We start from the raw sequence: 22,228 nt of genomic DNA on the forward strand, positions 1-22,228 counted from the left end.
ATATAACATGTGTCAACGGTATTATCTTTCTATTCTCCGGCATACAGTACAACAATGAGATGTATGCCCAAGGAGGAGAAATGATCGTATGATGAATCCGATTTTACAAGCCCCGAATGTTCCGCTGGCAGCCGATTCCAATGCGGTTGTCAATTATCAGAGGGATTCACGCAACTATGTAACCCAGTTGTTTGGAGAACAGCTGCCGACCATTGCGAATGGATTCTTCAACGTATACTTAAGCAAAGGAATCATTGTGCAGCCGCACTGGCACACCAATGTCACGGAGATGGTTGTGGTCATCACCGGTGAAATTACAGCATCAGTCTTCAATCCGTTTACGCGTGAGCGATTGACATATCGTCTGAAACCAGGGCAGGTAGTGGTATTTCCGAAAGGCTGGTTTCACTGGTTTGTCGCTGAGACAGATGATGTATATGTATTAACTATCTTCGATCAACCAACGCCTGATATTGTATTTGGAGCGGATTTCTTGGCAGCTACACCGCCGGAGGTGGCTCACCGCGCGTACTGTTTGGATGAAGAGGCATATGCGAGAGCTGTTGCTTCCATTAAAAATGATGCGATTCTGGGCCCTCCAATAGGGTGTGATACACAGGTTTCTGATCAATCGACTTCACCTTCCAAGACGTCCGTGTCACCATCCAATAAGCTGAAATCTTAATTCAAGATTCCTTATTTATTATCAAAGTACACAGCCTGTAACTGGAGAATATCAGTTGCAGGCTTTTTGATGTGTCGATGTAATAATCGTATGAAGTCCATGGAGGGGTTGGTATTATATTAGAAAAAAATTCAAAATGCCTGAGTCAGTGGGTTACGTTCTCTGTTAGTATAGTATGAACATCCAACAAAAACGGAGGACTCATGAATGAACATGTCAGAAATGAGAACGCTTGAAACTGCAATGAGTTATGCACCTATTTTGATGTTTGACAGAGCCGAACCCTTTTATCCTGATTTTGTTGGCATTTCTGTGTTGCATCAATCTGGGCCTTCACCATCGTTCAGAAGGGACATTAAGTTTCCGACCGAGGTAGTACAATATGTAATTGAATATGCAATCTGGTGGGATTATGAGATTGGACATTTGTATGAAATGGAGCATGTATGGGTTTATGTGGGTCATGACGGAGAGGTAGTAGACTGTGAAGCCAGCTTTCATGGGAAGGTGCTGCGCGGATTATTGAAGGAACGGGTCAATGTGGTTGGACATCATGTATGTCTGTACTCACAGCCTGGCAAACATGCTTTCTCACCACTTCCGGTTGTATTTGAGTTATTGCCAAACCTGTATAGTGCAGCAGGTGCCGAAGCTGGATGTGATGGGCTACTTGTAAATGAGTTGTTTCAAGATTATTTTGAAACAAATGAACAGATCGATGATCAGGTAGAGCGTTATCTGCAGACCAAAGCGTTTGTACCTACCATGGAGTTCGAAGAATATTTACTAAAACCGGAGATGTTCATGACGTGGGATAATCTGTTTGGAATTATTCCGCACAGGATTAAGGACCGCCTAATGGAACTGGAGCAGCTATATAACACATAAATAATTGGTTTTAAACAGGTTTTATGTTAATTTAAAGTGTATTTTTTCGCTTCAGAACCAAACTTTGTTGATTCGGGTTTGGTTTTTTTTTATGGGAAAAAGGACTCAGTATAAGTAATCATTTATTAGACTTAGGTCTTGAAATGTTGAGTGTGTACAGAAAAAATACATAATTTTTTTTGTGGAAAATGATATTTGTTAGACGTAAGAACTATATAACTTCTTGTATAAATAAAAGAAGATCATGTCACATGAAATTTTGTATGGAGATGTATGTGTAAGTCAATGCAGAATGTTGATTATACGTATATATGTAAATTAAAAAAACAATTTAATAGGTAAAAAGTATAATTTATATTAAAAAGAAGATTCTTTATATCTGAAATAAAAATTCATAATAGTGCAAATTTATAGAAATAAAAATCTCCTATTCAGTTTTAATATATTTATGTCGAAATAGATCGTAAGTTGTCTGGAGCGCGACCTAGAGAAGGGTTTACCAAGCGTTATATACATAACTGGACACTACGATGCCTAGGAGGAGATTACATGAAGTGGTTTGGAAATTTGAAAACAGCAACAAAGATTATCTCAGCGTTTTTAGTTGTGTCGATAATCCTTGCGGCGCTTGGCGTCTACTCTGTAGTAACATTGAGAAGTACGAATGAACGAATGCAAGAGATGTATAACAACAATCTAATCTCTGTCAAAGAATTATCATCTGCTCAGATTGATTATCAAAGAATGCGTGTGAACGTGCGTGATTTGAGCTTCGAAACCGTTGAAACCGAAAAAACTCGGATCACGGAGAACATCGCTTCGATCCGTCAGAGTGTGAATGATCGCCTGACCATCTATCGTCCGCTTGCAACAACCCCTGAAGAAATAGAGTTACTCCGTAATTTTGATGCGGAATATCCAGGATATTTAACAATGTTTGAACGAGCAACTAATCTGGCTGTCGCAGATGATCAAAGTGCCTTTAATACCTTCCTTAAATCTGAGCTTAAACCACAAGGAGACAGGATTGTAGAACTCCTTACCAATTTGATCGACCTTAATGAAAGTATGGCTGAACAGGCGAATATACAATCTCAGGTTGCCTATTCACAAGCATTTAAAGTAACGATAATTCTTGTGGTTCTGTCTGTACTCTTCAGTATTCTCATTGGATATATCATCTCTCGCTCCATTTCGAAGCCGCTCATGGCTATGCTGGGTCTAGCTACGGAAGTTGCCAACGGAAATCTCACCCTTAAGTCAGACATATCCAGCAAAGATGAAGTGGGTCAACTAGCCGCGGCACTGAATCGGATGGTCGATAATCTGAAAGAGTTAATTAACAATATCGTGATGAACTCCCAAAGTGTTGCTGCTTCTTCGGAACAGATCTCAGCCAGCACACAGGAAATTGCGAGCACCAGCACAAGCCAATCCAGTGAGGCGGGAAATATCTCCGAATTGTTCAAGGAGCTTTCACTTGCCATTAACTCCGTCGCTGCAAGTGCGGAAGAAGCGGCTGAACTGTCCAACGATACGGTGAAGACTGCTCGTGAAGGTGGACTTGTTGTACAGACTTCATTGGAAGGTATGCAAGCTGTTAATACAAAAATGACCAAGCTTGAAGATGATTCTCGTAAAATCGGTGACATCATTGAAGTGATTGACGATATTGCTGAGCAGACCAATCTGCTAGCGCTGAATGCTGCAATTGAAGCGGCACGTGCCGGAGAACAAGGACGAGGATTCGCCGTAGTAGCAGATGAAGTCCGGAAGCTTGCCGAACGAAGTGGCGAGGCGACCAAAGAAATTACAGCCATCATCAAAGCAATGCAGGAAAATACGAGACAAAGTGTACAGGCTGTAGCAGCCAGTGTTGGGCAGTCTTCCATGACTGGACAGGCGTTTGATCAGATCATTGACATGGTCAATAACTCCTCACAGAAAGTAAACGAAATTGCTGCAGCATGTGAAGAGGAAGCAGCCCAAGCCGCAGAGGTGATGAGCTCTGTTGAATCCATTTCGGCTTCCAGTGAGGAATCCGCTGCAGCGTCTGAAGAGACGGCGGCAACATGCCAATCTCTGGCACGTCTGGCGGAAGAGCTGGCAAATTCGGCAGCTGCCTTCAAAACAAATTAATAAAATTGAATTGAGGGTGAATTGATGTCTTCACTTCAGAAGGAACAATATATTGAACTGTCTGTAGGTGCAGAGACTTGCGCCATTCGAATCGAAGAAATTCACGAAATTATTAAAATGCTTAGCATCACAGATATTCCATTTAGCCGTCCAGAGATCAAAGGGGTAGTTAATCTGCGCGGCAAGGTTGTATGTGTAATGAGCCTTCGTAATCTGCTGGGTATGCCGGATGAACCGGACACCAGAGCGACGCGTATTATCGTAGTTCGACATCAGGAAGAATATATTGGCTTGATCGTGGATCGCGTGAACAAGGTAACCACATATTCCGAAATACATCCGCCAACCGGCGGATATGGTCGTAACCGTGAAGGTTTATTCCATGGTGTGGGTCAACAGGAAGACAAGCTTGTGGGCATTTTGAAACTGGACGAAATATTGGGCGGTTAGGGAGGTATATACGAATGATGGATTTGTCTGCCTACCGTGACATCTTTATCGAAGAACTGAATGATCAACTGGAACGTATGGATCAGTCTTTATTGGCATTGGAGCTTTCGCCTTCTGTAGAACTGGTTCAGACGCTGTTTCGGGCAGCCCATACCATCAAGGGATCGGCATCCACTATGGATTTCCGTGAATTAAGCGACCTTACGCATGAAGTGGAGTATGCTCTTGAATGGGTCCGGGAGAAAAAACCGGAGATGACTTCGGAGCTAATTGATACGTTGTTCCGCTCTTTGGACGCCATGAAGGTGCTTCGTGATCAGTACATCCGTGGGGAAGCTTATGCAGATTTTCGAGCAGTAGTAAGAGAAATAAAGGATTTAATTCAGACTCCGGCAGTAGTCGGAAAACTTATAATACCTCAATTGCAACCAGCAGAATCGATTATGGCACAGGTAGCTATTGTGTCAGGGAAGCAGTTATTGTCCATTCATGTTGTGCTGGAGCAGAAGAGCATGATGAAAGCGGCCAGATATCATATTTTACGACAACGCATTGAGGACATCTGTGGTACGGTTGTCGCTACTTCGCTCATGGAGAGTCAACCGGGCGCGCAGAATGAAGATGATCATTATGGTCAGTTCATCATCATCGTAGCAACGTCGAAGGACCCACAGCAGCTTAAGGCAGAGCTGTCTTCAGATTCGGATATTCATATGCTGGAGATTGATCCATATCTGCTGGAATCCAATGAGGTTGCAGCGACTTCTGCACCACTTGAATTAATCTCTGAAACAGAGCAAACGAAACAAAGCTTTCCTACCGTGAATACAACTGGGCCGGATGAGAAAGTGAAAGCTGCTCAACCTACAGTTCGTGTGAGTGTTGAACGTCTGGACCATTTGATGAATTTGGTCGGTGAACTGTTAATTGATCAGACATCCCTTGCAGATCTGAGTGGATCGGGTGCGCGTAAGGAGTCTTCAACACTCATCCGGAGTATTAGTGGTGTATCCGATCATATGGGCAGGGTAATCAAGGAACTCCAAGAAGGTGTAATGAAGACACGGATGTTACCCATTGATCAACTATTCAGTCGCTTCCCGAGATTGGTTCGTGACCTATCACAGAAGCTGGGTAAGGATCTGGAACTGGTTATTCAAGGTGGAGAGACTGAGCTTGACCGGATGATTATTGAAGAACTCAGTGACCCGCTGATCCATCTCATCCGCAACAGTGCAGATCATGGCATTGAAAGTGCAGAGGTTCGGGCGGAGAACGGTAAGCCGTCCAAAGGACGTATTACCTTAACTTCGTTTCATGAAGAAAATCATGTTGTCATTCGTTATTCGGATGATGGCAAAGGTATCGATGGTGAGAAGATTAAAGCTTCCGCCTTGGGCAAGGGCATCATTAGTGAGGAACAGGCTGCACGCCTAACAACACAGGAAGCTGTCCACCTCATATTTGAACCTGGCTTCTCGACGGCTTCTTCTGTCAGTGAAGTATCAGGACGCGGTGTTGGAATGGACATCGTGCGTAGTCAGATCGGGCGACTCAACGGTATCATTGATATTGATACGGAGGTTGGTGTGGGTACCACGTTTACGATTCGTCTACCGCTCACACTGGCGATTATTAAAGGTCTGTTAGTCAAAGTATCGGGTCGTGTGCTGATCTTGCCGATGTATAATGTTGCTGAGATTGTTCGAATTTCACCTGAAGATATTCAGATGATCCAGGGGCAACAAGCGATCCTGAATCATGGACGAATTGTACCTTTTCACCGACTGTGTGACAGGCTCAACTATCCACGAACAGACCGCAAATCCAAGACCATTCCACTGGTGATCGTGCGTTCCGTTGATAAAATTGCAGCTTACGCAGTAGATGAGATTATAGGAAATCAGGAAGTCGTTATTAAGACACTCGGTACGTATCTGGGAGCGATGAACCATCTATCTGGAGCAACGATCCTCGGTAATGGTAAGGTTGCCCTTATATTGGACGCGTCCTATCTGGTGAGTATTTAATCGTTAGATAAACACAAATTTTTATACAGGCCAAAAAGCCTCATCATCCATAACTGGACGGTGGGGCTATTTGTTGAACCTTTTGACATTGTGACCACTCAGGATTTGAAAATGAGATCCATAAACCGGTTGGCTGCCAGAGAGATCGGCATATTGCGTTTGGTCATAATCCCCACATGGGAAGGGGGGAGCGGGACATCAAGCTGAATTTCGAAGAGAGAGCCTTCCTCCAGCTCTTTGGAGATAAATTCACGTGTGACATAGGAAATACCCAGTCCTCGACGCGCAAACTCAATCAACAGATCAACACTACCAACCTCAATCTCAGGTTTTAACGTGTAATTATAGCTGTTAAACAACTCAGTTATAGCCATCCGAACACGGCTGTTCCGGGAGAAGAGGATCAGTTGATGCTCCAGAAGCATCTCAAGTGTCATGATTTTACCCTTCAACTGAGCATAACGTTCCCCAGCTACAAAACAGTCCTTCAACTGAATACTTTCCCTGACTTCTAGCTGTGGATCAACAATGGGCATCCGAACAACACCAAGATCAATCTTGCCTTCTTTCAGAAAGGTGATGACTTCCGGCGTAGTTCCATGACTCAGATGTAGCTTGATATTAGGGTACAAGGTGTGGAATTCCTCTAGATACGCCAGCATGTAATGCTTGAACAGGGAGTCACTGCCACCAATTCTCAATTCACCATTGTCGAGATTCTTCAGTGCGGCCATTTTTTCTTCTGCAAGTGAGATCAGAATCTGGGATTGTTCAATATAGGAGTATAGACTGGCACCTTCCTGTGTCAGCGCTACACCCTTGGAATTTCGATAAAACAAGGTAAGACCAAAGCTCTCTTCCAATTGCTTAATGGCATGACTGACGCTGGGTTGAGTGATATACAGTGCTTTCGCAGCCTGTGTCAAACTTCCCGTTTTGGCGGCCCAATAAAAGACTTTATATAGTTCGTAATTTGTAGTCATAGATGTGGTCTATAGCTCCTGTGAAATATATTAATTACTTGTATGGCTATAAAACGTATTATAGTGTAACTACAACAAAGAAACCAGAGTTACTTGGAAGGAGAACGGTAAGATGGAACCAACTACCATTGTTTTATTTGGTGCAACTGGCGATTTAGCCAAAAGAAAAATATATCCTGCCTTATATAACTTATATCTTGAGCAGAAGCTTCCTGAAACCTTCTCATTGATTGGTCTGGGGCGTAGAGATTGGTCTGATGAATTCTTTCAGGCACAAGTGGAAAAATCATTAAATGAATTTTCCAGACGCCAAGCTGATCCTGAAGTTGTGAAGTCATTTGTGAAAGCTTTCCGCTACAGTGTATTGAATATAAGCCATAAGGAAGATTATATAAAGCTGTTGGGATTAGTTGAACAAAGAGAAGCTGAACTTGGCATTCCGTCCAATCGCTTGTTTTATCTCTCGGTTGGTCCGGAATTTTTCGAACCGATTGCCGAGAACATTCAAGAAAGTGGACTGGGTTCCACAGAGGGATGGAAACGCCTCGTTATCGAGAAGCCATTTGGTCACGATCTACAGTCTGCGAGAGACCTTAATCGCAAATTAAGCGAATCGTTCACGGAGGAAGAGATTTATCGGATTGACCACTATTTGGGCAAACCGATGGTACAGCGTCTGGAGACGTTGCATCAGAGTAACCCAATCATGAAGGCGTTATGGAACAACCGTTACATCTCCAATGTGCAAATTACGGCGAATGAGACTGTAGGTGTCGAAGAACGTGCATCCTATTATGATCATGTTGGTGCAGTGCGAGACATGTTCCAGAATCATATGTTGCAATTGCTCATGATGATGGCGATCCAGCTTCCATACAACAGTACTTCCGAAAAAGTTGGATTGAAGAAAAAACACATTATGGAATCGATCCAGCCGTTACAAAAACAAACTGTGGGCGCAAACATCATCCGTGGACAGTATGCAGAAGGCAACATTCAAGGTAAACCGGTAAATGCGTATACTGCTGAACCGGGTGTAGCCGAGAATACGATGAATGACACATTCATTGCTGCCAAATTGCAAATTGATGATTTCTTCTGGCGTGGTGTTCCGTTTTACATTCGCACGGGTAAAAGAATGAAGGAGAAATCAACACGTATCGTGATTGAATTCAAAGAACCTTCAGGACAGACTAATGTGCTGAAAAACAAGGGTTCCAAGCCAAACCTGCTTGTCATTGAGATGAGTCCGGATCAGAGCATGACATTGCAACTGAATGCAAGTGATCCTGAGAATAAAGGTGAATTCAAACCGGTTCATATTGATCTTTCTCCGGACAAAGGTGACCTTGCGGAAGCTTACGAGAATCTGATTCGTGATGCTTTGCTGGGTGATCCAACCTTCTTTGCCCACTGGGATGAAGTAGAATTGTCATGGGCATGGGTGCAGCCAATTCTGGATGCATTCCAGGAAAATCTGTTGCCACTTCACCTGTATCCTGCGGGTAGCTATGGACCGGTTGAATCAGATGTTATGCTTGAAGAAGAAGGTCACCACTGGTGGTTTGATGAGCCGGCGGATCAGGAGTCTGTAGTTACAAATAGCATACCCTTGGCGGTTAATGCGAATCTCTAAACCAAAATAAAAAATATATCTGGAGGTAATTTAATCATGAAATTTTTTATCGATACAGCTAACGTGGAAGATATCCAAAAAGCATACAAAATCGGCGTATTGTCTGGCGTAACAACAAACCCATCTTTGGTAGCCAAAGAGGGCGTGAAATTCGAAGATCGTATTGAAGAAATCTTGCGTTTGGTACCTGAAGTGGAGTCCGTTTCTGCGGAAGTGACACCAGATGCCCTTACTGCTGAAGAAATGATCGCGCAAGCAGACGAATTGATCAAAATTAACAACAGTGACAAAAACATTACGATCAAATTGCCAATGACACTTGCAGGACTTGAAGCTTGCCGTTACTTGACCAAAAAAGGCGTGAAAACCAACGTAACGTTGATCTTCACTGTGAACCAGGCGCTTCTGGCTGCTCGTGCTGGTGCGACATATGTATCCCCATTCCTGGGACGTCTTGATGATATCTCCGAGGATGGCGTACAATTGGTTACCAAAATTGCTGAATTGTTCCGTACACATAACCTGGATGCACAGATTATTGCGGCTTCTGTAAGACATCCCGATCACGTTACACGTGTAGCAATGGCGGGAGCGCATATCGCTACTGTTCCATTCTCCGTCATTGAACAAATCTCCAAACACCCACTGACAGATCAAGGTATGGACAAATTTGCAGCGGACTGGAAAAAAACAGTACAATAATCTATAACCATTCATTCGTTTCAACTTACTATATAAATAATGGAGTATTGGGAGGACATAATGAGTAAACAACAGATTGGTGTTATTGGATTGGCAGTAATGGGTAAAAACCTGGCTTTGAATATTGAAAGCAAAGGTTTCTCGGTAGCGGTATTTAACCGTTCCCCGGAGAAAACGAACGATCTTCTAAAAGAAGCAGAAGGTAAAAACCTGACAGGTGCGTTCACTATTGAAGAATTCGTGGAATCCCTGGAGTCTCCGCGTAAAATTCTGATCATGGTGCAAGCAGGTAAAGCAACAGATGCAACGATCGAGCAACTGCTTCCTCATCTGGATCAAGGCGACATTATTATCGATGGAGGTAATGCTTACTTCCCTGACACACAACGTCGCAGTAAAGAACTGGAAGAAAAAGGTTTCCGCTTCATCGGAGCAGGTGTATCCGGTGGTGAAGAAGGCGCACTGAAAGGCCCGGCAATCATGCCAGGCGGTCAGGAAAGTGCTTATCAGTTGGTAGAACCGATCCTTACAGCGATCTCTGCCAAAGTTGGCGATGACGCTTGCAGCACATATATCGGACCAGACGGTGCCGGACACTATGTGAAAATGGTGCATAACGGTATCGAGTACGGAGATATGCAGTTGATTGGTGAAGCTTATCACTTGCTCAAATCCGTATTGAACGTTTCCGTTGAAGAGTTGCATGAGATCTTCACCGAGTGGAATCAAGGGGAGCTGGACAGCTACCTGATCGAAATCACGGCAGATATCTTCTCCAAATACGATCCAGAAACAGGCAAACCAATGGTTGACGTTATTCTGGACGCGGCTGGACAAAAAGGAACAGGTAAATGGACAAGCCAAAGTGCGCTGGATCTCGGCGTTCCATTGTCCATGATTACGGAATCCGTATTCTCCCGTTTCCTCTCTGCGATGAAGGACGAGCGTGTAGCAGCTAGCAAAATCCTGAATGGACCAGCGACTGAAGCGTTCTCCGGCGACAAAAAAGCGTTCATCGAGAACGTGCGTAAAGCATTGTTTGCAAGTAAAATCGTATCCTATGCACAAGGATTTGCACAAATGCGTGCAGCTTCCGATGAATACGGCTGGGATCTGAAATACGGTAACATTGCCATGATCTTCCGTGGTGGTTGCATCATCCGTTCGCAGTTCTTGCAAAACATTAAAGAAGCATATGACAAAGATGCAGAACTCAAAAACCTGCTCTTGGATCCTTACTTCCAAAACATCGTTGAATCTTATCAAGGTGCATGGCGTGAAGTTATAGCGGCTGCTGTAAAACAAGGTATTCCAGTACCTGGATTCTCCAGCGCACTGTCTTACTACGACAGCTACCGTACAGAGCGTTTGCCAGCAAACTTGCTGCAAGCACAACGTGACTACTTCGGTGCTCACACATTCAAACGTGTGGACAAAGAAGGTTCATTCCACTTCCAGTGGATGGACACAAACGAGTAATTTTAATTTCGAAAATATAGCATTCCTGCAGGTTGTCCTTGAATTTAGCTATTCAGGGCAGCTGTGGGAATGCTTTTTCTCGTTAATGGTTCGAATTTGAATATCATCAAATTGTAATAAAATGTACGAATCTGGGTTTGCCAAACAGATGATCTGACTCATCAACTACGTTATACTTGTTCAGACGGACCTGTGTCCGTGATGAAAATTCAGAATACAACTTATTGACGTGGAGGTTAGACCGGGCATGTTTGTATTAGCAGGTATATTGTTTTTGGTCGTATACGGTTTATTAGTGTTCTACATAGGCTGGAGCGGTTGGAGTTGGATGAAACCAGTTGTGTCCGCCAGATTTCGGTGGTTGTATATTATAGCGCTTGTATTCCTTGCCGTTTCCTTCATTTTGGCAAGGGTATTTGGAAGCATTTCGTTCCTCGGTATCATCGGTTCTTACTGGCTGGCAATCTTCTCGTTGTTATTGTTGATCCTGCCCGTCGTCCACCTCACGATGTGGTTGCTGAGATTAACCCGTATTCCAAGACATCACACACAGAAATGGGCGGGAGTTGTTACGCTGGTGCTGTTAGTGTCCACATTGGGTTACGGAATTTTCAACGCTTACAGCCCTGTAGTCAGAACATATAATATCCAGATTGATAAAAAAGTAGAAGGTGTAGACAAGCTTAACATTGTCATGGCTGCCGATATGCACTTTGGACTTCTATCTGGCCCTGCACATGCCAAACGCATGGTGGAGGAAATTAATGCACTGAAGCCGGATCTGGTGCTGTATCCTGGAGATATTATTGATGACAATCTGGATATGTACCTCAATAGCGGAATTGCCGATATTATCAGTGACATTCAGGCTCCATACGGCGTCTATGCTTCACTCGGGAATCACGATAAGTTCGATGGTCCGATTGAAGATCTGATTGCTGCGCTGGAGAAGAGCAACATGCAAGTTTTGTACGATGACAAGATCGTGCTGAATGACAAGATCACCCTCATTGGTCGGAAAGACCGAACAGAGAAGGATCGGGCAGAAGTAGCTACGTTAATGCAAGGTACTGACTTGAACCAACCGGTACTTATGATGGATCACCAGCCGTATGATCTGGATATTGCGGAGCAGAATAATGTAGATCTGGTCGTATCTGGTCACACCCATCGTGGTCAGATTGCACCGGCTCAGTTCATCACACAGGCCATTTATGAGAACGATTGGGGTTATCTGCAAAAGGGCTCTATGCACTCCATCGTAACCTCAGGATTTGGCTTCTGGGGACCTCCAATTCGCACAAGTAGTCGTTCGGAGATTGTACAGATTAATGTGACGTTCCAGCAATGATGAAAGGCCCTTCGAAAGAAGGGCCTTTCAATAACTATAGTTTTACCATTTTCTTGGATTTGAAGTTCCATTCGTAAACTTCCCCTGTGTACATGTGTATGTAGTAAAGGCCATAAGTTACTTCATGTGTTTCTCTGTCAGAGTATGAACGCATTACATAATAATCTCCGTCTTTTGGTTCCTCATCAACAGTTAGACTATACATTTCGATTTCTTTTTTTATTTTTTTTTATAACAGTTCAAACGCTTGATTCCCTGTTAATTTAATTAATGGTTGTTTGCCGATGTACAGATTGTTTGACTTTAAAGCTACGTTCTCACCCAGTGCAGTACTTATACTTCTAACTGGTACATATGTAGTGTTGTTATAGGTTATTGCATTAGCTGTCAACTTCTTTGTTCCGTCTACATAAATATTTACTTTCTGTAGTAAAGCTTTTATTGGCGTTCCTGATGCTGCATAAGCTGTAACTCCTGTAAGCATTGATCCAATTGTGATACCAATGAGTAATCCTTTTACTTTGTCCCTCACGAATAAATCCCCTTTATCTAAAATTACTTCCTACAATTAAATCATTTCTCTATTTAAGGTGAAAAATCCTTCAAAACATTTACTTTAGTTATAATCTCATTCAATTCAAGCGATGAGTCGTTGGAAATATTTCGTTTGAAACTGCATCAACATGTGAATACTAAAGCATATGCACCCTTAAACGTGGAAGCTTAGGGAAAAGACTCATGTAAGGGAATGAAGTGGAATAGCAATAGTAGTATTTTTGGGTTGACACCGTTTTCAGGTTATGATAAATTATATCCGAGGCTTGTTACCGGTAATGCGGGCAAAACCACTATGGAAATGATTTTATTATTTCTGTTTTGGTTTTGCCCTTTTTTATTCCTCAAAAAAAACCAGGTGGGTCCATAATGATTATTAAACAGATATTTAATAACAATATTGTCAGTACCGTGGATGACAAAAATCAGGAACTACTGATCCTCGGCCGGGGTATCGGATTTAAGTTCAAAGCAGGCGATGAGATTGATGAAGAGCGGATTGAGAAGGTATTTCGTCTTCAGGATGCATCGATTTATGAGAAATTCAAATCCATCGTAGCTGAAGTGCCGATTGAGATTCTGCAGGCAACCGATGATATTGTGACACTGGCACGAACGCAATTGAACAAAACCATCAGTGACGGGATCTATGTCTCGCTATCTGATCACATTCACTTTGCTGTTCAGCGCTTGGAAAAAGGAATGATTACTCGTAATCCACTTTCTTGGGAAGTTCAGCACTTCTATAAGGCGGAGTACGATGTGGCCAGAGAAGCACTGACCTTGCTGAAGGAAAGATTGGATATTGAGTTTCCCAAAGATGAAATCTGTAATATTGCCTTACATTTCATCAATGCGGAAGTGAATGATTCCATGAACGATGTCACCCATCTGATGCAGCTGTTGCAGGAGATCATGAATATCATCAAATATCACTTCAACGTCGAATTGGATGAAGATAGCGTCAATTATTTCCGCTTCATCACCCATTTGAAATATTTCTGTCAGCGTGTCATTACACATTCTTCACATGATGATGCTGAGGAGTATTTATATGAAGTGGTTCGGAAAAACTATCCGGAGACATTCAAATGTATTGGCAAGATCGAGACTTTTATCCATAAGAACTATCAGTATGACATGACTCACTCTGAGCAGTTATATCTAACGCTCCATCTGGAACGTTTGATGAAAACCAAGCGGGACGAAAAGTCCACGCAATAGAATCAAATTACAACTGGATATCCTATGGGCTTGTTACTGTTCAATCAGGCAATACCCGAATGAGATGGCGCCATCAATATGCGCTAGATTCGTTCGGGTATTTTTTATTGGAAAAATGAGGAGGAAAACATCATGAAACATCAGGAAACGGCGCAGGAAATCATTAAAGCCGTTGGGGGAACAAACAATATTAACTCGGTGTATCACTGCGTCACACGTTTGCGCTTTGATCTGAAAGACAACGAGAAAGTTGATAATGGCTCACTCAAGAAACTGGATAAGGTCATGGGAACGAATATTTCCGGCGACCAATTTCAGGTCATTATCGGTAATGATGTGGCAAAAGTGTTCGATGCTATGGTGAGGGAAAATCCAGCAATCCAGCAAACTACAGAAAAGAAAGAGCCAAAGTCGGATAAAAAACAAAATGTCGTGCTGAAAATTTTTGAAACAATCGCAGGTGTCTTTGCCCCGATGCTTCCAGCGATTACTGCGGCAGGTATGCTCAAGGGATTACTTGCACTATTTGTGTCCGTAGGTTGGATGTCTGCCGGAACGGACACGTATCGTATTCTTTCAGCCATTGGTGACGGCGTATTCCACTACCTGCCTTTACTGATTGCAGTCAGCGCTGCTCGTAAATTCGGCAGTAACCCGTTTGTTGCGATTGCACTAGGTACGGCACTCATGTATCCAGACATGACAGCATTGTTATCTAGCGGTGAATCGGTTGGATTTTTGGGAATCCCGGTTACAGCAGTAAGTTATGCTTCATCGGTTATCCCGATTCTTCTTGCAGTATGGTTGATGTCCTATGTTGAGAAATGGGTTGACCGCGTTATCCCTGCTGCACTCAAGCTGCTGCTTGTGCCGCTGATTACCTTACTTGTTATGGTTCCGGTAACGCTGATTGCGATCGGTCCATTGGGTACATTTGTAGGTAGCGGATTGTCTGGCGGTATCAACTGGCTGCTGAATGAAGGCGGATTGATTGCAGGTATTGTTCTTGGCGGCGCGATGGCGCTCATTATTATGACAGGAATGCACTATGCACTTGTGCCGATCATCCTGAGTAATATCGCTACACTGGGCTTCGATAAATTCTTGCCGTTGACCTTTATCTCCAATATGGGTCAGGCTGGTGCAACACTCGGCGTATTCTTCCGGGCAAAAGATAAAAAACTCAAAACCGTGGCATTGTCAACGAGCTTCACCGCACTCATGGGTGTAACGGAGCCAGCTATGTACGGGGTTAACATGAAGTATAAAAAACCATTTGCCGCAGCGATGATTGGTAGTGCAGTGGGTGGCGGATTCGCCCTTGCTTTTGGCGCGAAAGCGTATGTACTTGCGGGTAACGGTGGTCTGCCAGGACTTCCTTCCCTGATCGGACAAACCTTCTGGTATTCCTTTGGGGGTATGATTTTGGCCTTTATTGTGGGTGCAATCATGTCTACGATATTTGGTATCAAGGAAGAAGAGGGAGACGCAGAGGCGTTAGCTCAATTCTCACCGGGTGCTTCTACAGCACCAGCGAAAGATGTTTCCAACGATGCTGCAACCGTAAATGTGGACGACATGGGCGATCCAACACCAACGAGTGATGCATTAGCTGTTGCACCGATGACAGGTAAATCCATCCCGCTCAAAGAAGTCAATGATCCAACATTTGGTGATGAATTGATGGGTAAAGGTGTGGCATTTGTTCCAACGGTGGGTGAATTGGTCTCTCCAGTGACAGGTACCATCATGAATGTGTTCAAAACAAAACATGCGATCGTTATCCGCAGTGATAACGGAATGGAATTGTTGATTCATGTTGGAATTAACACGGTGAAGCTGCGTGGACAGTATTTTGATGCACATGTTGCTACTGGAGCACGTGTACAGGCTGGGGACAAATTACTCACGTTTGAACTGGCCGAGATTGCAAAAGAATACGACATCACAACCGCTATGGTTGTTACCAATACGGCTGATTACAAGCAGGTTCTACCTGTGAAATTGGGCGAAATCACGATGGGTGAAGACGTCTTGAAAGCTGAGATCTAAACTGTCCGTCTTAGGACTAACAATATCAACAAAAGAAGGAGAGATACGAATGATTAATCGACAAGGGTTTCCGGAAGGTTTTCTATGGGGCGGCGCTATTGCCGCTAACCAGGCTGAAGGTGGATTTGACGCTGGCGGCAAAGGATGGTCGACAGCCGACATGGTTCCTTATTTTGAGAAAAAGGACTACACCAACCTTAGAGAACTGATGCATGTTACCAGTGCAACGGTTGAGAAAGCAATGGCACATCACAGTGCAGAAGGTTATCCGAAGCGCTACGGGATTGATTTTTATCACCGTTTCAAAGAAGATATTGCGCTGTTCGCCGAGCTGGGCTTCAAGACATTCCGTCTGTCCATCAACTGGCCGCGTATTTTCCCGAATGGTTATGATGCCGAGCCAAATGAAGAGGGATTGCGTTTCTATGACGAAGTGTTCGATGAACTCCGTAAATACGATATTGAACCGCTTGTAACACTCTCGCATTATGAGATGCCTATGGCGCTTGTCCTCAAATATAACGGCTGGGCTGGCCGCGAAGTGATTGGACATTTTGTAAGATATGCAGAAACGGTGATGACCCGGTACAAGGACAAGGTTAGATACTGGTTGACGTTTAATGAGATTAATACAACCATTATTGAACCGTTCACAGGTGGCGGTATTATTGAAGACCGGGTTGAGAACACGATGCAGGCTTCTTATCAAGCACTTCATCATCAATTTGTAGCCAGCAGCCTGGTGACAGAAAAAGCACGTCAGATTAACCCGAACTTCCAGATCGGATGTATGCTTGCGCGTATGATTCACTACCCGGCGACATCGAAGCCAGAGGATGTGCTGCAAGCTCAGATCGATAATCAGCTGAACCTGCTGCATACGGATGTACAAGTTCGTGGTAGTTATCCAACGTTTATGGCTCGGTATTGGGCAGAGAACGGGATTACGATTGCCATGGAACCGGGAGATGAGCAGATCCTGCGTGACCACACGGTTGATTTCATCTCGTTCAGTTATTACACATCCTTGGTGTCCGCAGTGAACCCGGAGGAATATGGAGTAACTGGAGGTAACCTGTACAGTACAATTAAGAACCCGAATCTGGAGCGTACAGAGTGGGGCTGGCAGCTTGATCCGATCGGCCTGCGCGTTGCACTGAAAGAGCTGTATGACCGTTATCAACTGCCATTGTTTGTGGTAGAGAACGGCCTTGGTGCCAAAGATACGGTTGAAGCAGACGGTTCCATCAACGATGATTACCGGATTGATTATCTGAGAAAACATATTACACAAATGAAAGAAGCCGTTATGGATGGAGTGGACCTGATGGGATATACCAACTGGGGAGCGATTGATATCATCAGTGCATCCACTTCGGAAATGTCCAAGCGTTATGGCGTGATCTACGTGGATCAGGATGACAACGGACAAGGCACATTGAATCGGTATAAGAAAAAGAGCTTTGGCTGGTACCAAAAAGTCATTGCCTCGAATGGTGAGAACTTGGAATAGATTAATCTATAAAGGCACCCCGGGCGTAGCTGGTATTACAGCGACGGGGCGCCTTTTTTATATGATCAGGTAGAATTCTCATCAACGCTATTGGCATTTCAAGGTAAAAAAGATGACTACATAACATTCTGGATGGTATACTGTGTTCGTATTGGGGGGAGGGATAACCATGAAGAAGCCTATTATTGCTGTAGATATGGATGACACGATATGTCATCTGGTCAAGCGGGCTATATATCACAACAACCTCAACTTCCCGACCCATCCGTTGCGCTACGAGGATATGATTCATTGGGATACATCCCATTTGCGTCATCCAGAGAGCACGCACGATGTATTTTATGGTCGGCCGGGTCTGTTCGAGGAATTGGAATTATACGACGAGTATGTTGTAGATGAGATGCGAAAGCTGAACGATGCTTATGATGTTATTGTTGTGACGGCAGCAGAACCAAGAACAGTCGTTGAGAAGTGGAACTGGCTTCAGCAGCATATGCCTTTTATAACCGCAGAACAGTTTATTACATGCAAAAGAAAAAACTTGCTCGGTTTCGATCTGCTCATTGATGATGGAGCACATAACCTGATCCCCGCGCATGAGGATGGCAAAAAGGTCATCTGTATCCCACATCCATGGAACATACAGGAGCGTGAGCGATACAACTTTCCGTTGATGTCTTCATGGAAAGAGGCCAAGGCATACATAGATGAAGTGTTACAAGTTGTTGGTGTCTGAAAGCAAAATCTTATTGTCCAGAGTGCTATGCTCTGGATTTTTTGCGATAGGCGAGAGGTGTTTCGCCTGTTATTTTTTTGAATGCAGCATAGAATGAATCCATATCCCGATATCCAACCAGCTCTGCAATCAGACTGACTTTGTGCTGTGAACTCTTTAGAAGTTCGCAGCTTTTTTGTATACGCAGGTGTTGCAGATAGCTGCTAAAGGTCTGACCGGTATGTCGCAGAAACATTCGGCCAATCTGTTTTTCGCTCCAGCCTGATACACGGACCAGATCAGACATCCGAATACGAGTGCTTACGTGTTCCTTGATATAGTGAAGGATGTAATCAAAACCGGTGGAATGATGCTCTTCATCATGTTCCTTTTGATAAAGTTGTCTGTAGGTCATCAATACCAACTGGCTTACCAAGGTGTATAACATGGTAGACGAACCGATTCCCGGAACGGAGGATTCACGGTACAGTTTCACCATTAGTTCTTCAATCCGGTCGTTGTGATCCACAACGGATATATAAGGAACCTGATTTTGTGCCAGATCCATCAGATGTTGAATGATTTCTTTTTCCTGAATGATTGCTGTCAGCGTGTGGATCAATTCAGCATTAAATAAGCAATTATATATAATTAACGGATGCTCGGTTACGTTGGTGCTGACAGGACGAAAGACATGAGGAACGCCGACAGGAATAACAAACAGCATGCCCTTCCTCACCGGAATGACATCTTCACCGATATGATGAAAGCCCTTTCCTTCGGCAACATAACTATACTCAATAAAATCATGTACGTGAAAAGGAAGCACAAAATCTTCAGAGCATCGATTGACAAAAAGTTGCAGATGATTATGCAGAAAGTATTCACTTTTCATGAGCTGTACAGATGAATTCACAAGCAACCTCCTCGCACAGATGGCTGAATCACCGGATGAAATAGTCCTGATTACCGGGTATTTAGGGCAACAGGATCGATATAATTATATCGTAACCCTGAATGGGAAGCCAAGATGGAAAGGACGATCTGCTAATGTTCAACGTTAGTCACCTTCGCTGTGAGTATAGAATTAATCCGATAGGCCTTGATGTCAAATCACCGAGATTAAGCTGGCAGTTACAGTCTGATCGTCGGAACTGCATGCAATCCGCTTACCAGATTCAGCTGTCATTGACGGAAGATTTTGATGGAATTGCATGGGATTCTGGCGAGATAAGTACGGATCAATCCATACATGTGGAGTTAAGCCATTTTCAGCCTTCTCCACAAACGCGATACTACTACCGAATTCAGGCATGGGATGATGCAGGAAGTGATTCGGGCTGGTCCGAAACGGCTTATTTCGAGATGGGACTTATGGATAGTCATAACAAGTGGCAAGCAGAATGGATCACAGCTCAACCATCAGATGATGGAGATACGTCATGCCCGCGTATGCGCAAGCAGTTTAATGTGAAACAACCTGTTACTTCTGCCAGAATATATGTGACAGCACTTGGATTATACGAGTTGCATATGAACAACACAAGAGTAGGAGAAGATTATTTTACACCTGGTTGGACCTCTTATTGTAAGCGATTACAATATCAAACCTATGATGTAACTCATCTACTTCAGGATGGGCAGAACATATTAGGCGCATATCTGGGTGATGGCTGGTACCGAGGATATCTTGGCTGGAACAAAGAACGGGAGATATTTGGTTCAACGTCCGCATTGCTGCTGGAACTGCATATGAAATACGCAGATGGATCAGAGGAATGTATTATATCCAATGGGGATTGGACCGCTGCTCCTAGTGCCATTCGTATGTCGGACATCTATATGGGCGAGACGTATGATGCACAAATGGAGTCCGATTGGTCGGATTCATCTCAGACGAATTGGTCACCCGTGAACGTACTGGAGCATCCGAAAGATATCATCGTTGCGCAGGAGAATGTACCCGTCACCCAAGTCGAACAGCTACAGCCAATCGCTTTGTTAACAACCCCACAGGGAGATCGTGTAATAGACATGGGGCAGAATATGGTGGGATGGGTGAGATTCAGCATTCATGGTGAGGCAGGTCAGACGGTTGAGCTGCACCATGCTGAGATATTGGATCATGAAGGCAACTTTTACACCGATAATCTTCGCGCCGCCAAGCAGTGTATTCGCTACACTTGCAAGGGGGATGGCGTGGAAACTTTTGAACCGCATTTTACGTTCCAAGGGTTCCGCTATGTGAAGCTGGTTGGCTTTCCGGAACACGTTCGTCTGGATGAATTCACCGGAATAGTGCTGCACTCGAATATGGAGCAAACAGGTCAGTTCTCATGCTCCAGTCCGCTGGTAAACCAACTGCATCACAATATATTGTGGGGGCAAAAGGGGAATTTCCTGGATGTGCCGACAGACTGTCCACAGAGGGATGAACGGCTCGGATGGACCGGGGATGCACAGATGTTTGTCCGCACATCTTCCTACCTGATGAATACGGCTCCCTTCTTCACCAAATGGTTGCGGGATCTGGAAGCGGATCAGGGAGAAGATGGCGGTATTCCATTCTTCGTTCCGGATCTGAGAGGTTCCACCTCAGAAGGGTGGGGAGACACCAGTCATTCTTCCGCCGCTTGGGGGGATGCAGCAGTTATTTGTCCTTGGACCATCTATGAGATGTATGGGGATGCCAGATTACTGGCCGAACAATATGAGAGTATGAAGCAGTGGATCGAGTATATTCATGTGCAGGGTGACAATCCGTATCTGTGGAACACGGGATTCCACTTTGGCGATTGGCTGGGACTGGACTCCAAGCCTGATAGTTATGTTGGCGCAACGGACACGGAATATGTGGCATCTGCCTTCTATGCCTATTCGGTTTCGTTAACTCAAAAAGCGGCTGAGGTCCTTGGAAAGACAGATGATGCTGAATATTACAAGCAGTTGCACACAAACATTGTTCATGCGTTTAGAAATGAATTCGTGACTCCAGCCGGCAAAATTGCTGTTCCTACGCAAACAGCACATGTTCTTGCGCTTCAATTTGACCTGCTGGACGCGACTGCCCGAACTCGTGCTGTTGATCAATTGGCGAAACTTGTGAAAGAGGCGGGCAATCATCTTACTACAGGTTTCGTAGGCACACCTTATCTGAATCCGGTATTGAGTGATGCAGGTCTTCACGACCTGGCTTATACATTACTTTTTCAAGAGGATTATCCGTCCTGGCTATATCAGGTGACTCAAGGCGCAACGACCGTCTGGGAACATTGGGATGGGATAAAAGAAGATGGCAGTCTCTGGAGTGCTGATATGAACTCATTTAACCACTATGCGTACGGAGCGATTGGAGAATGGTTGTATCGTTACGTTGCCGGCATTCGGTCCGATGAACATCAGCCAGGATTCCGAATGGTGCATATTGAGCCGCAACCCGGACCTGGACTGGATTGGGTGGAAGCGAGTCTGGAGACGATGTATGGTCAAGTTGCTTCAAGCTGGCGCCGGCTGGCGGAGGGTGAAATGGAGATTCGGGTGCATATTCCCGCCAACACGAGAGGTACGGTACGTCTTCCTGGAGCAGGTGCACAGATCGTTCTGGAGCAAGGGAAAACGTTGGATCAGATAAGTGGAGTTCAGGAAATTCAAAACATTGGAGACGATGTTGAAGTCACACTTGGATCTGGGAGTTACCAATTTACGTACAAAGACACGAATGCGAAGAAGGATCGGGATGTTCAACAGTCTGCATTGACAGAGTCCGTATAATGATAGAATAAGCGGGAAGAGGTACACTTGAAGAGGATCTGCACACACGCAGGTC

At 44.3% G+C, this 22,228-nt stretch carries 17 protein-coding genes; 14 read left to right on the forward strand and 3 right to left on the reverse strand.

All coding sequences use genetic code 11. From position 1 onward, the window contains the following. Positions 1-88 precede the first annotated feature (88 nt). From C170_RS19785 to C170_RS19805, 5 genes are all read left to right on the forward strand, one after another. A complete protein-coding gene (locus tag C170_RS19785; protein ID WP_036613444.1) occupies positions 89-685 on the forward strand; it encodes a cupin domain-containing protein in 597 nt (198 codons plus the stop codon). 207 nt (positions 686-892) lie between these two features. Continuing rightward, positions 893-1,573, forward strand: coding sequence for a hypothetical protein (locus C170_RS19790; RefSeq protein WP_036613446.1), 681 nt, complete (start codon positions 893-895; stop codon positions 1,571-1,573). A gap of 549 nt (positions 1,574-2,122) precedes the next feature. Next, positions 2,123-3,712, forward strand: a complete 1,590-nt coding sequence (locus C170_RS19795) for a methyl-accepting chemotaxis protein (protein WP_036613449.1) — start codon at positions 2,123-2,125, stop codon at positions 3,710-3,712. Positions 3,713-3,736: 24 nt separating this feature from the next. After that, complete coding sequence (locus C170_RS19800; RefSeq protein WP_017687852.1) at positions 3,737-4,162, forward strand: chemotaxis protein CheW; 426 nt, start codon at positions 3,737-3,739, stop codon at positions 4,160-4,162. Between the two features lie 14 nt (positions 4,163-4,176). Further along, complete coding sequence (locus tag C170_RS19805; protein ID WP_036613454.1) at positions 4,177-6,192, forward strand: chemotaxis protein CheA; 2,016 nt, start codon at positions 4,177-4,179, stop codon at positions 6,190-6,192. 98 nt (positions 6,193-6,290) lie between these two features. Here C170_RS19805 and C170_RS19810 read toward each other — a convergent pair whose 3' ends face one another. Continuing rightward, a complete protein-coding gene (locus C170_RS19810) occupies positions 6,291-7,175 on the reverse strand; it encodes a LysR family transcriptional regulator (protein ID WP_036613457.1) in 885 nt (294 codons plus the stop codon). Between the two features lie 112 nt (positions 7,176-7,287). On the opposite strand from C170_RS19810, the gene zwf reads away from it, so the two are divergent. From zwf to C170_RS19830, 4 genes are all read left to right on the forward strand, one after another. Continuing rightward, a complete protein-coding gene (gene zwf, locus C170_RS19815; RefSeq protein WP_036613459.1) occupies positions 7,288-8,811 on the forward strand; it encodes a glucose-6-phosphate dehydrogenase in 1,524 nt (507 codons plus the stop codon). A gap of 36 nt (positions 8,812-8,847) precedes the next feature. Continuing rightward, the gene (fsa, locus tag C170_RS19820; protein WP_036613461.1) at positions 8,848-9,513 is read left to right on the forward strand and encodes a fructose-6-phosphate aldolase; all 666 of its coding nucleotides are present in this window, start codon (positions 8,848-8,850) and stop codon (positions 9,511-9,513) included. A 60-nt stretch (positions 9,514-9,573) separates the two neighbouring features. Next, positions 9,574-10,992, forward strand: a complete 1,419-nt coding sequence (gndA, locus tag C170_RS19825) for an NADP-dependent phosphogluconate dehydrogenase (protein ID WP_036613463.1) — start codon at positions 9,574-9,576, stop codon at positions 10,990-10,992. Between the two features lie 247 nt (positions 10,993-11,239). Further along, a complete protein-coding gene (locus tag C170_RS19830; protein WP_036613465.1) occupies positions 11,240-12,343 on the forward strand; it encodes a metallophosphoesterase in 1,104 nt (367 codons plus the stop codon). A gap of 229 nt (positions 12,344-12,572) precedes the next feature. Here the strand turns inward: C170_RS19830 and C170_RS30195 are convergent, their stop codons facing one another. After that, on the reverse strand, positions 12,573-12,875 hold the full coding sequence (locus C170_RS30195; protein ID WP_051447311.1) for a stalk domain-containing protein: 303 nt from the start codon (positions 12,873-12,875) through the stop codon (positions 12,573-12,575). 392 nt (positions 12,876-13,267) lie between these two features. Here C170_RS30195 and licT point away from each other — a divergent pair, with 392 nt between their 5' ends. From licT to C170_RS19855, 4 genes are all read left to right on the forward strand, one after another. Continuing rightward, positions 13,268-14,122 carry a BglG family transcription antiterminator LicT gene (gene licT / locus C170_RS19840; RefSeq protein WP_036613466.1) on the forward strand — a complete coding sequence of 285 codons (855 nt, stop codon included), beginning with the start codon at positions 13,268-13,270 and terminating at the stop codon, positions 14,120-14,122. A gap of 132 nt (positions 14,123-14,254) precedes the next feature. Next, positions 14,255-16,174 carry a beta-glucoside-specific PTS transporter subunit IIABC gene (locus C170_RS19845; protein ID WP_036613467.1) on the forward strand — a complete coding sequence of 640 codons (1,920 nt, stop codon included), beginning with the start codon at positions 14,255-14,257 and terminating at the stop codon, positions 16,172-16,174. Positions 16,175-16,223: 49 nt separating this feature from the next. After that, positions 16,224-17,687 carry a glycoside hydrolase family 1 protein gene (locus C170_RS19850; RefSeq protein ID WP_036613470.1) on the forward strand — a complete coding sequence of 488 codons (1,464 nt, stop codon included), beginning with the start codon at positions 16,224-16,226 and terminating at the stop codon, positions 17,685-17,687. Positions 17,688-17,856: 169 nt separating this feature from the next. Next, the gene (locus C170_RS19855) at positions 17,857-18,423 is read left to right on the forward strand and encodes a 5' nucleotidase, NT5C type (RefSeq protein WP_036613472.1); all 567 of its coding nucleotides are present in this window, start codon (positions 17,857-17,859) and stop codon (positions 18,421-18,423) included. A gap of 25 nt (positions 18,424-18,448) precedes the next feature. Here the strand turns inward: C170_RS19855 and C170_RS19860 are convergent, their stop codons facing one another. After that, positions 18,449-19,318, reverse strand: coding sequence for an AraC family transcriptional regulator (locus C170_RS19860; protein ID WP_051447312.1), 870 nt, complete (start codon positions 19,316-19,318; stop codon positions 18,449-18,451). A gap of 134 nt (positions 19,319-19,452) precedes the next feature. Between C170_RS19860 and C170_RS19865 the strand changes: the two genes are divergently transcribed. Then, entirely contained in the window at positions 19,453-22,173 is a 2,721-nt protein-coding gene (locus C170_RS19865) for an alpha-L-rhamnosidase (protein WP_036613475.1), read from the forward strand. Positions 22,174-22,228 lie beyond the last annotated feature (55 nt).

Origin of the sequence: Paenibacillus sp. FSL H7-689 (assembly GCF_000517905.1) — a bacterium.
In the GTDB taxonomy this organism is placed as follows: domain Bacteria; phylum Bacillota; class Bacilli; order Paenibacillales; family Paenibacillaceae; genus Paenibacillus; species Paenibacillus amylolyticus.

What these genes read in the sequence shown, in the direction of transcription:
- C170_RS19785 (WP_036613444.1), top strand. Translation starts at nt 89, where the DNA reads ATGATGAATCCGATTTTACAAGCCCCGAATGTTCCGCTGGCAGCCGAT.
- C170_RS19790 (WP_036613446.1), top strand. Translation starts at nt 893, where the DNA reads ATGAACATGTCAGAAATGAGAACGCTTGAAACTGCAATGAGTTATGCA.
- C170_RS19795 (WP_036613449.1), top strand. Translation starts at nt 2,123, where the DNA reads ATGAAGTGGTTTGGAAATTTGAAAACAGCAACAAAGATTATCTCAGCG.
- C170_RS19800 (WP_017687852.1), top strand. Translation starts at nt 3,737, where the DNA reads ATGTCTTCACTTCAGAAGGAACAATATATTGAACTGTCTGTAGGTGCA.
- C170_RS19805 (WP_036613454.1), top strand. Translation starts at nt 4,177, where the DNA reads ATGATGGATTTGTCTGCCTACCGTGACATCTTTATCGAAGAACTGAAT.
- C170_RS19810 (WP_036613457.1), bottom strand. Translation starts at nt 7,175, where the DNA reads ATGACTACAAATTACGAACTATATAAAGTCTTTTATTGGGCCGCCAAA.
- zwf (WP_036613459.1), top strand. Translation starts at nt 7,288, where the DNA reads ATGGAACCAACTACCATTGTTTTATTTGGTGCAACTGGCGATTTAGCC.
- fsa (WP_036613461.1), top strand. Translation starts at nt 8,848, where the DNA reads ATGAAATTTTTTATCGATACAGCTAACGTGGAAGATATCCAAAAAGCA.
- gndA (WP_036613463.1), top strand. Translation starts at nt 9,574, where the DNA reads ATGAGTAAACAACAGATTGGTGTTATTGGATTGGCAGTAATGGGTAAA.
- C170_RS19830 (WP_036613465.1), top strand. Translation starts at nt 11,240, where the DNA reads ATGTTTGTATTAGCAGGTATATTGTTTTTGGTCGTATACGGTTTATTA.
- licT (WP_036613466.1), top strand. Translation starts at nt 13,268, where the DNA reads ATGATTATTAAACAGATATTTAATAACAATATTGTCAGTACCGTGGAT.
- C170_RS19845 (WP_036613467.1), top strand. Translation starts at nt 14,255, where the DNA reads ATGAAACATCAGGAAACGGCGCAGGAAATCATTAAAGCCGTTGGGGGA.
- C170_RS19850 (WP_036613470.1), top strand. Translation starts at nt 16,224, where the DNA reads ATGATTAATCGACAAGGGTTTCCGGAAGGTTTTCTATGGGGCGGCGCT.
- C170_RS19855 (WP_036613472.1), top strand. Translation starts at nt 17,857, where the DNA reads ATGAAGAAGCCTATTATTGCTGTAGATATGGATGACACGATATGTCAT.
- C170_RS19865 (WP_036613475.1), top strand. Translation starts at nt 19,453, where the DNA reads ATGTTCAACGTTAGTCACCTTCGCTGTGAGTATAGAATTAATCCGATA.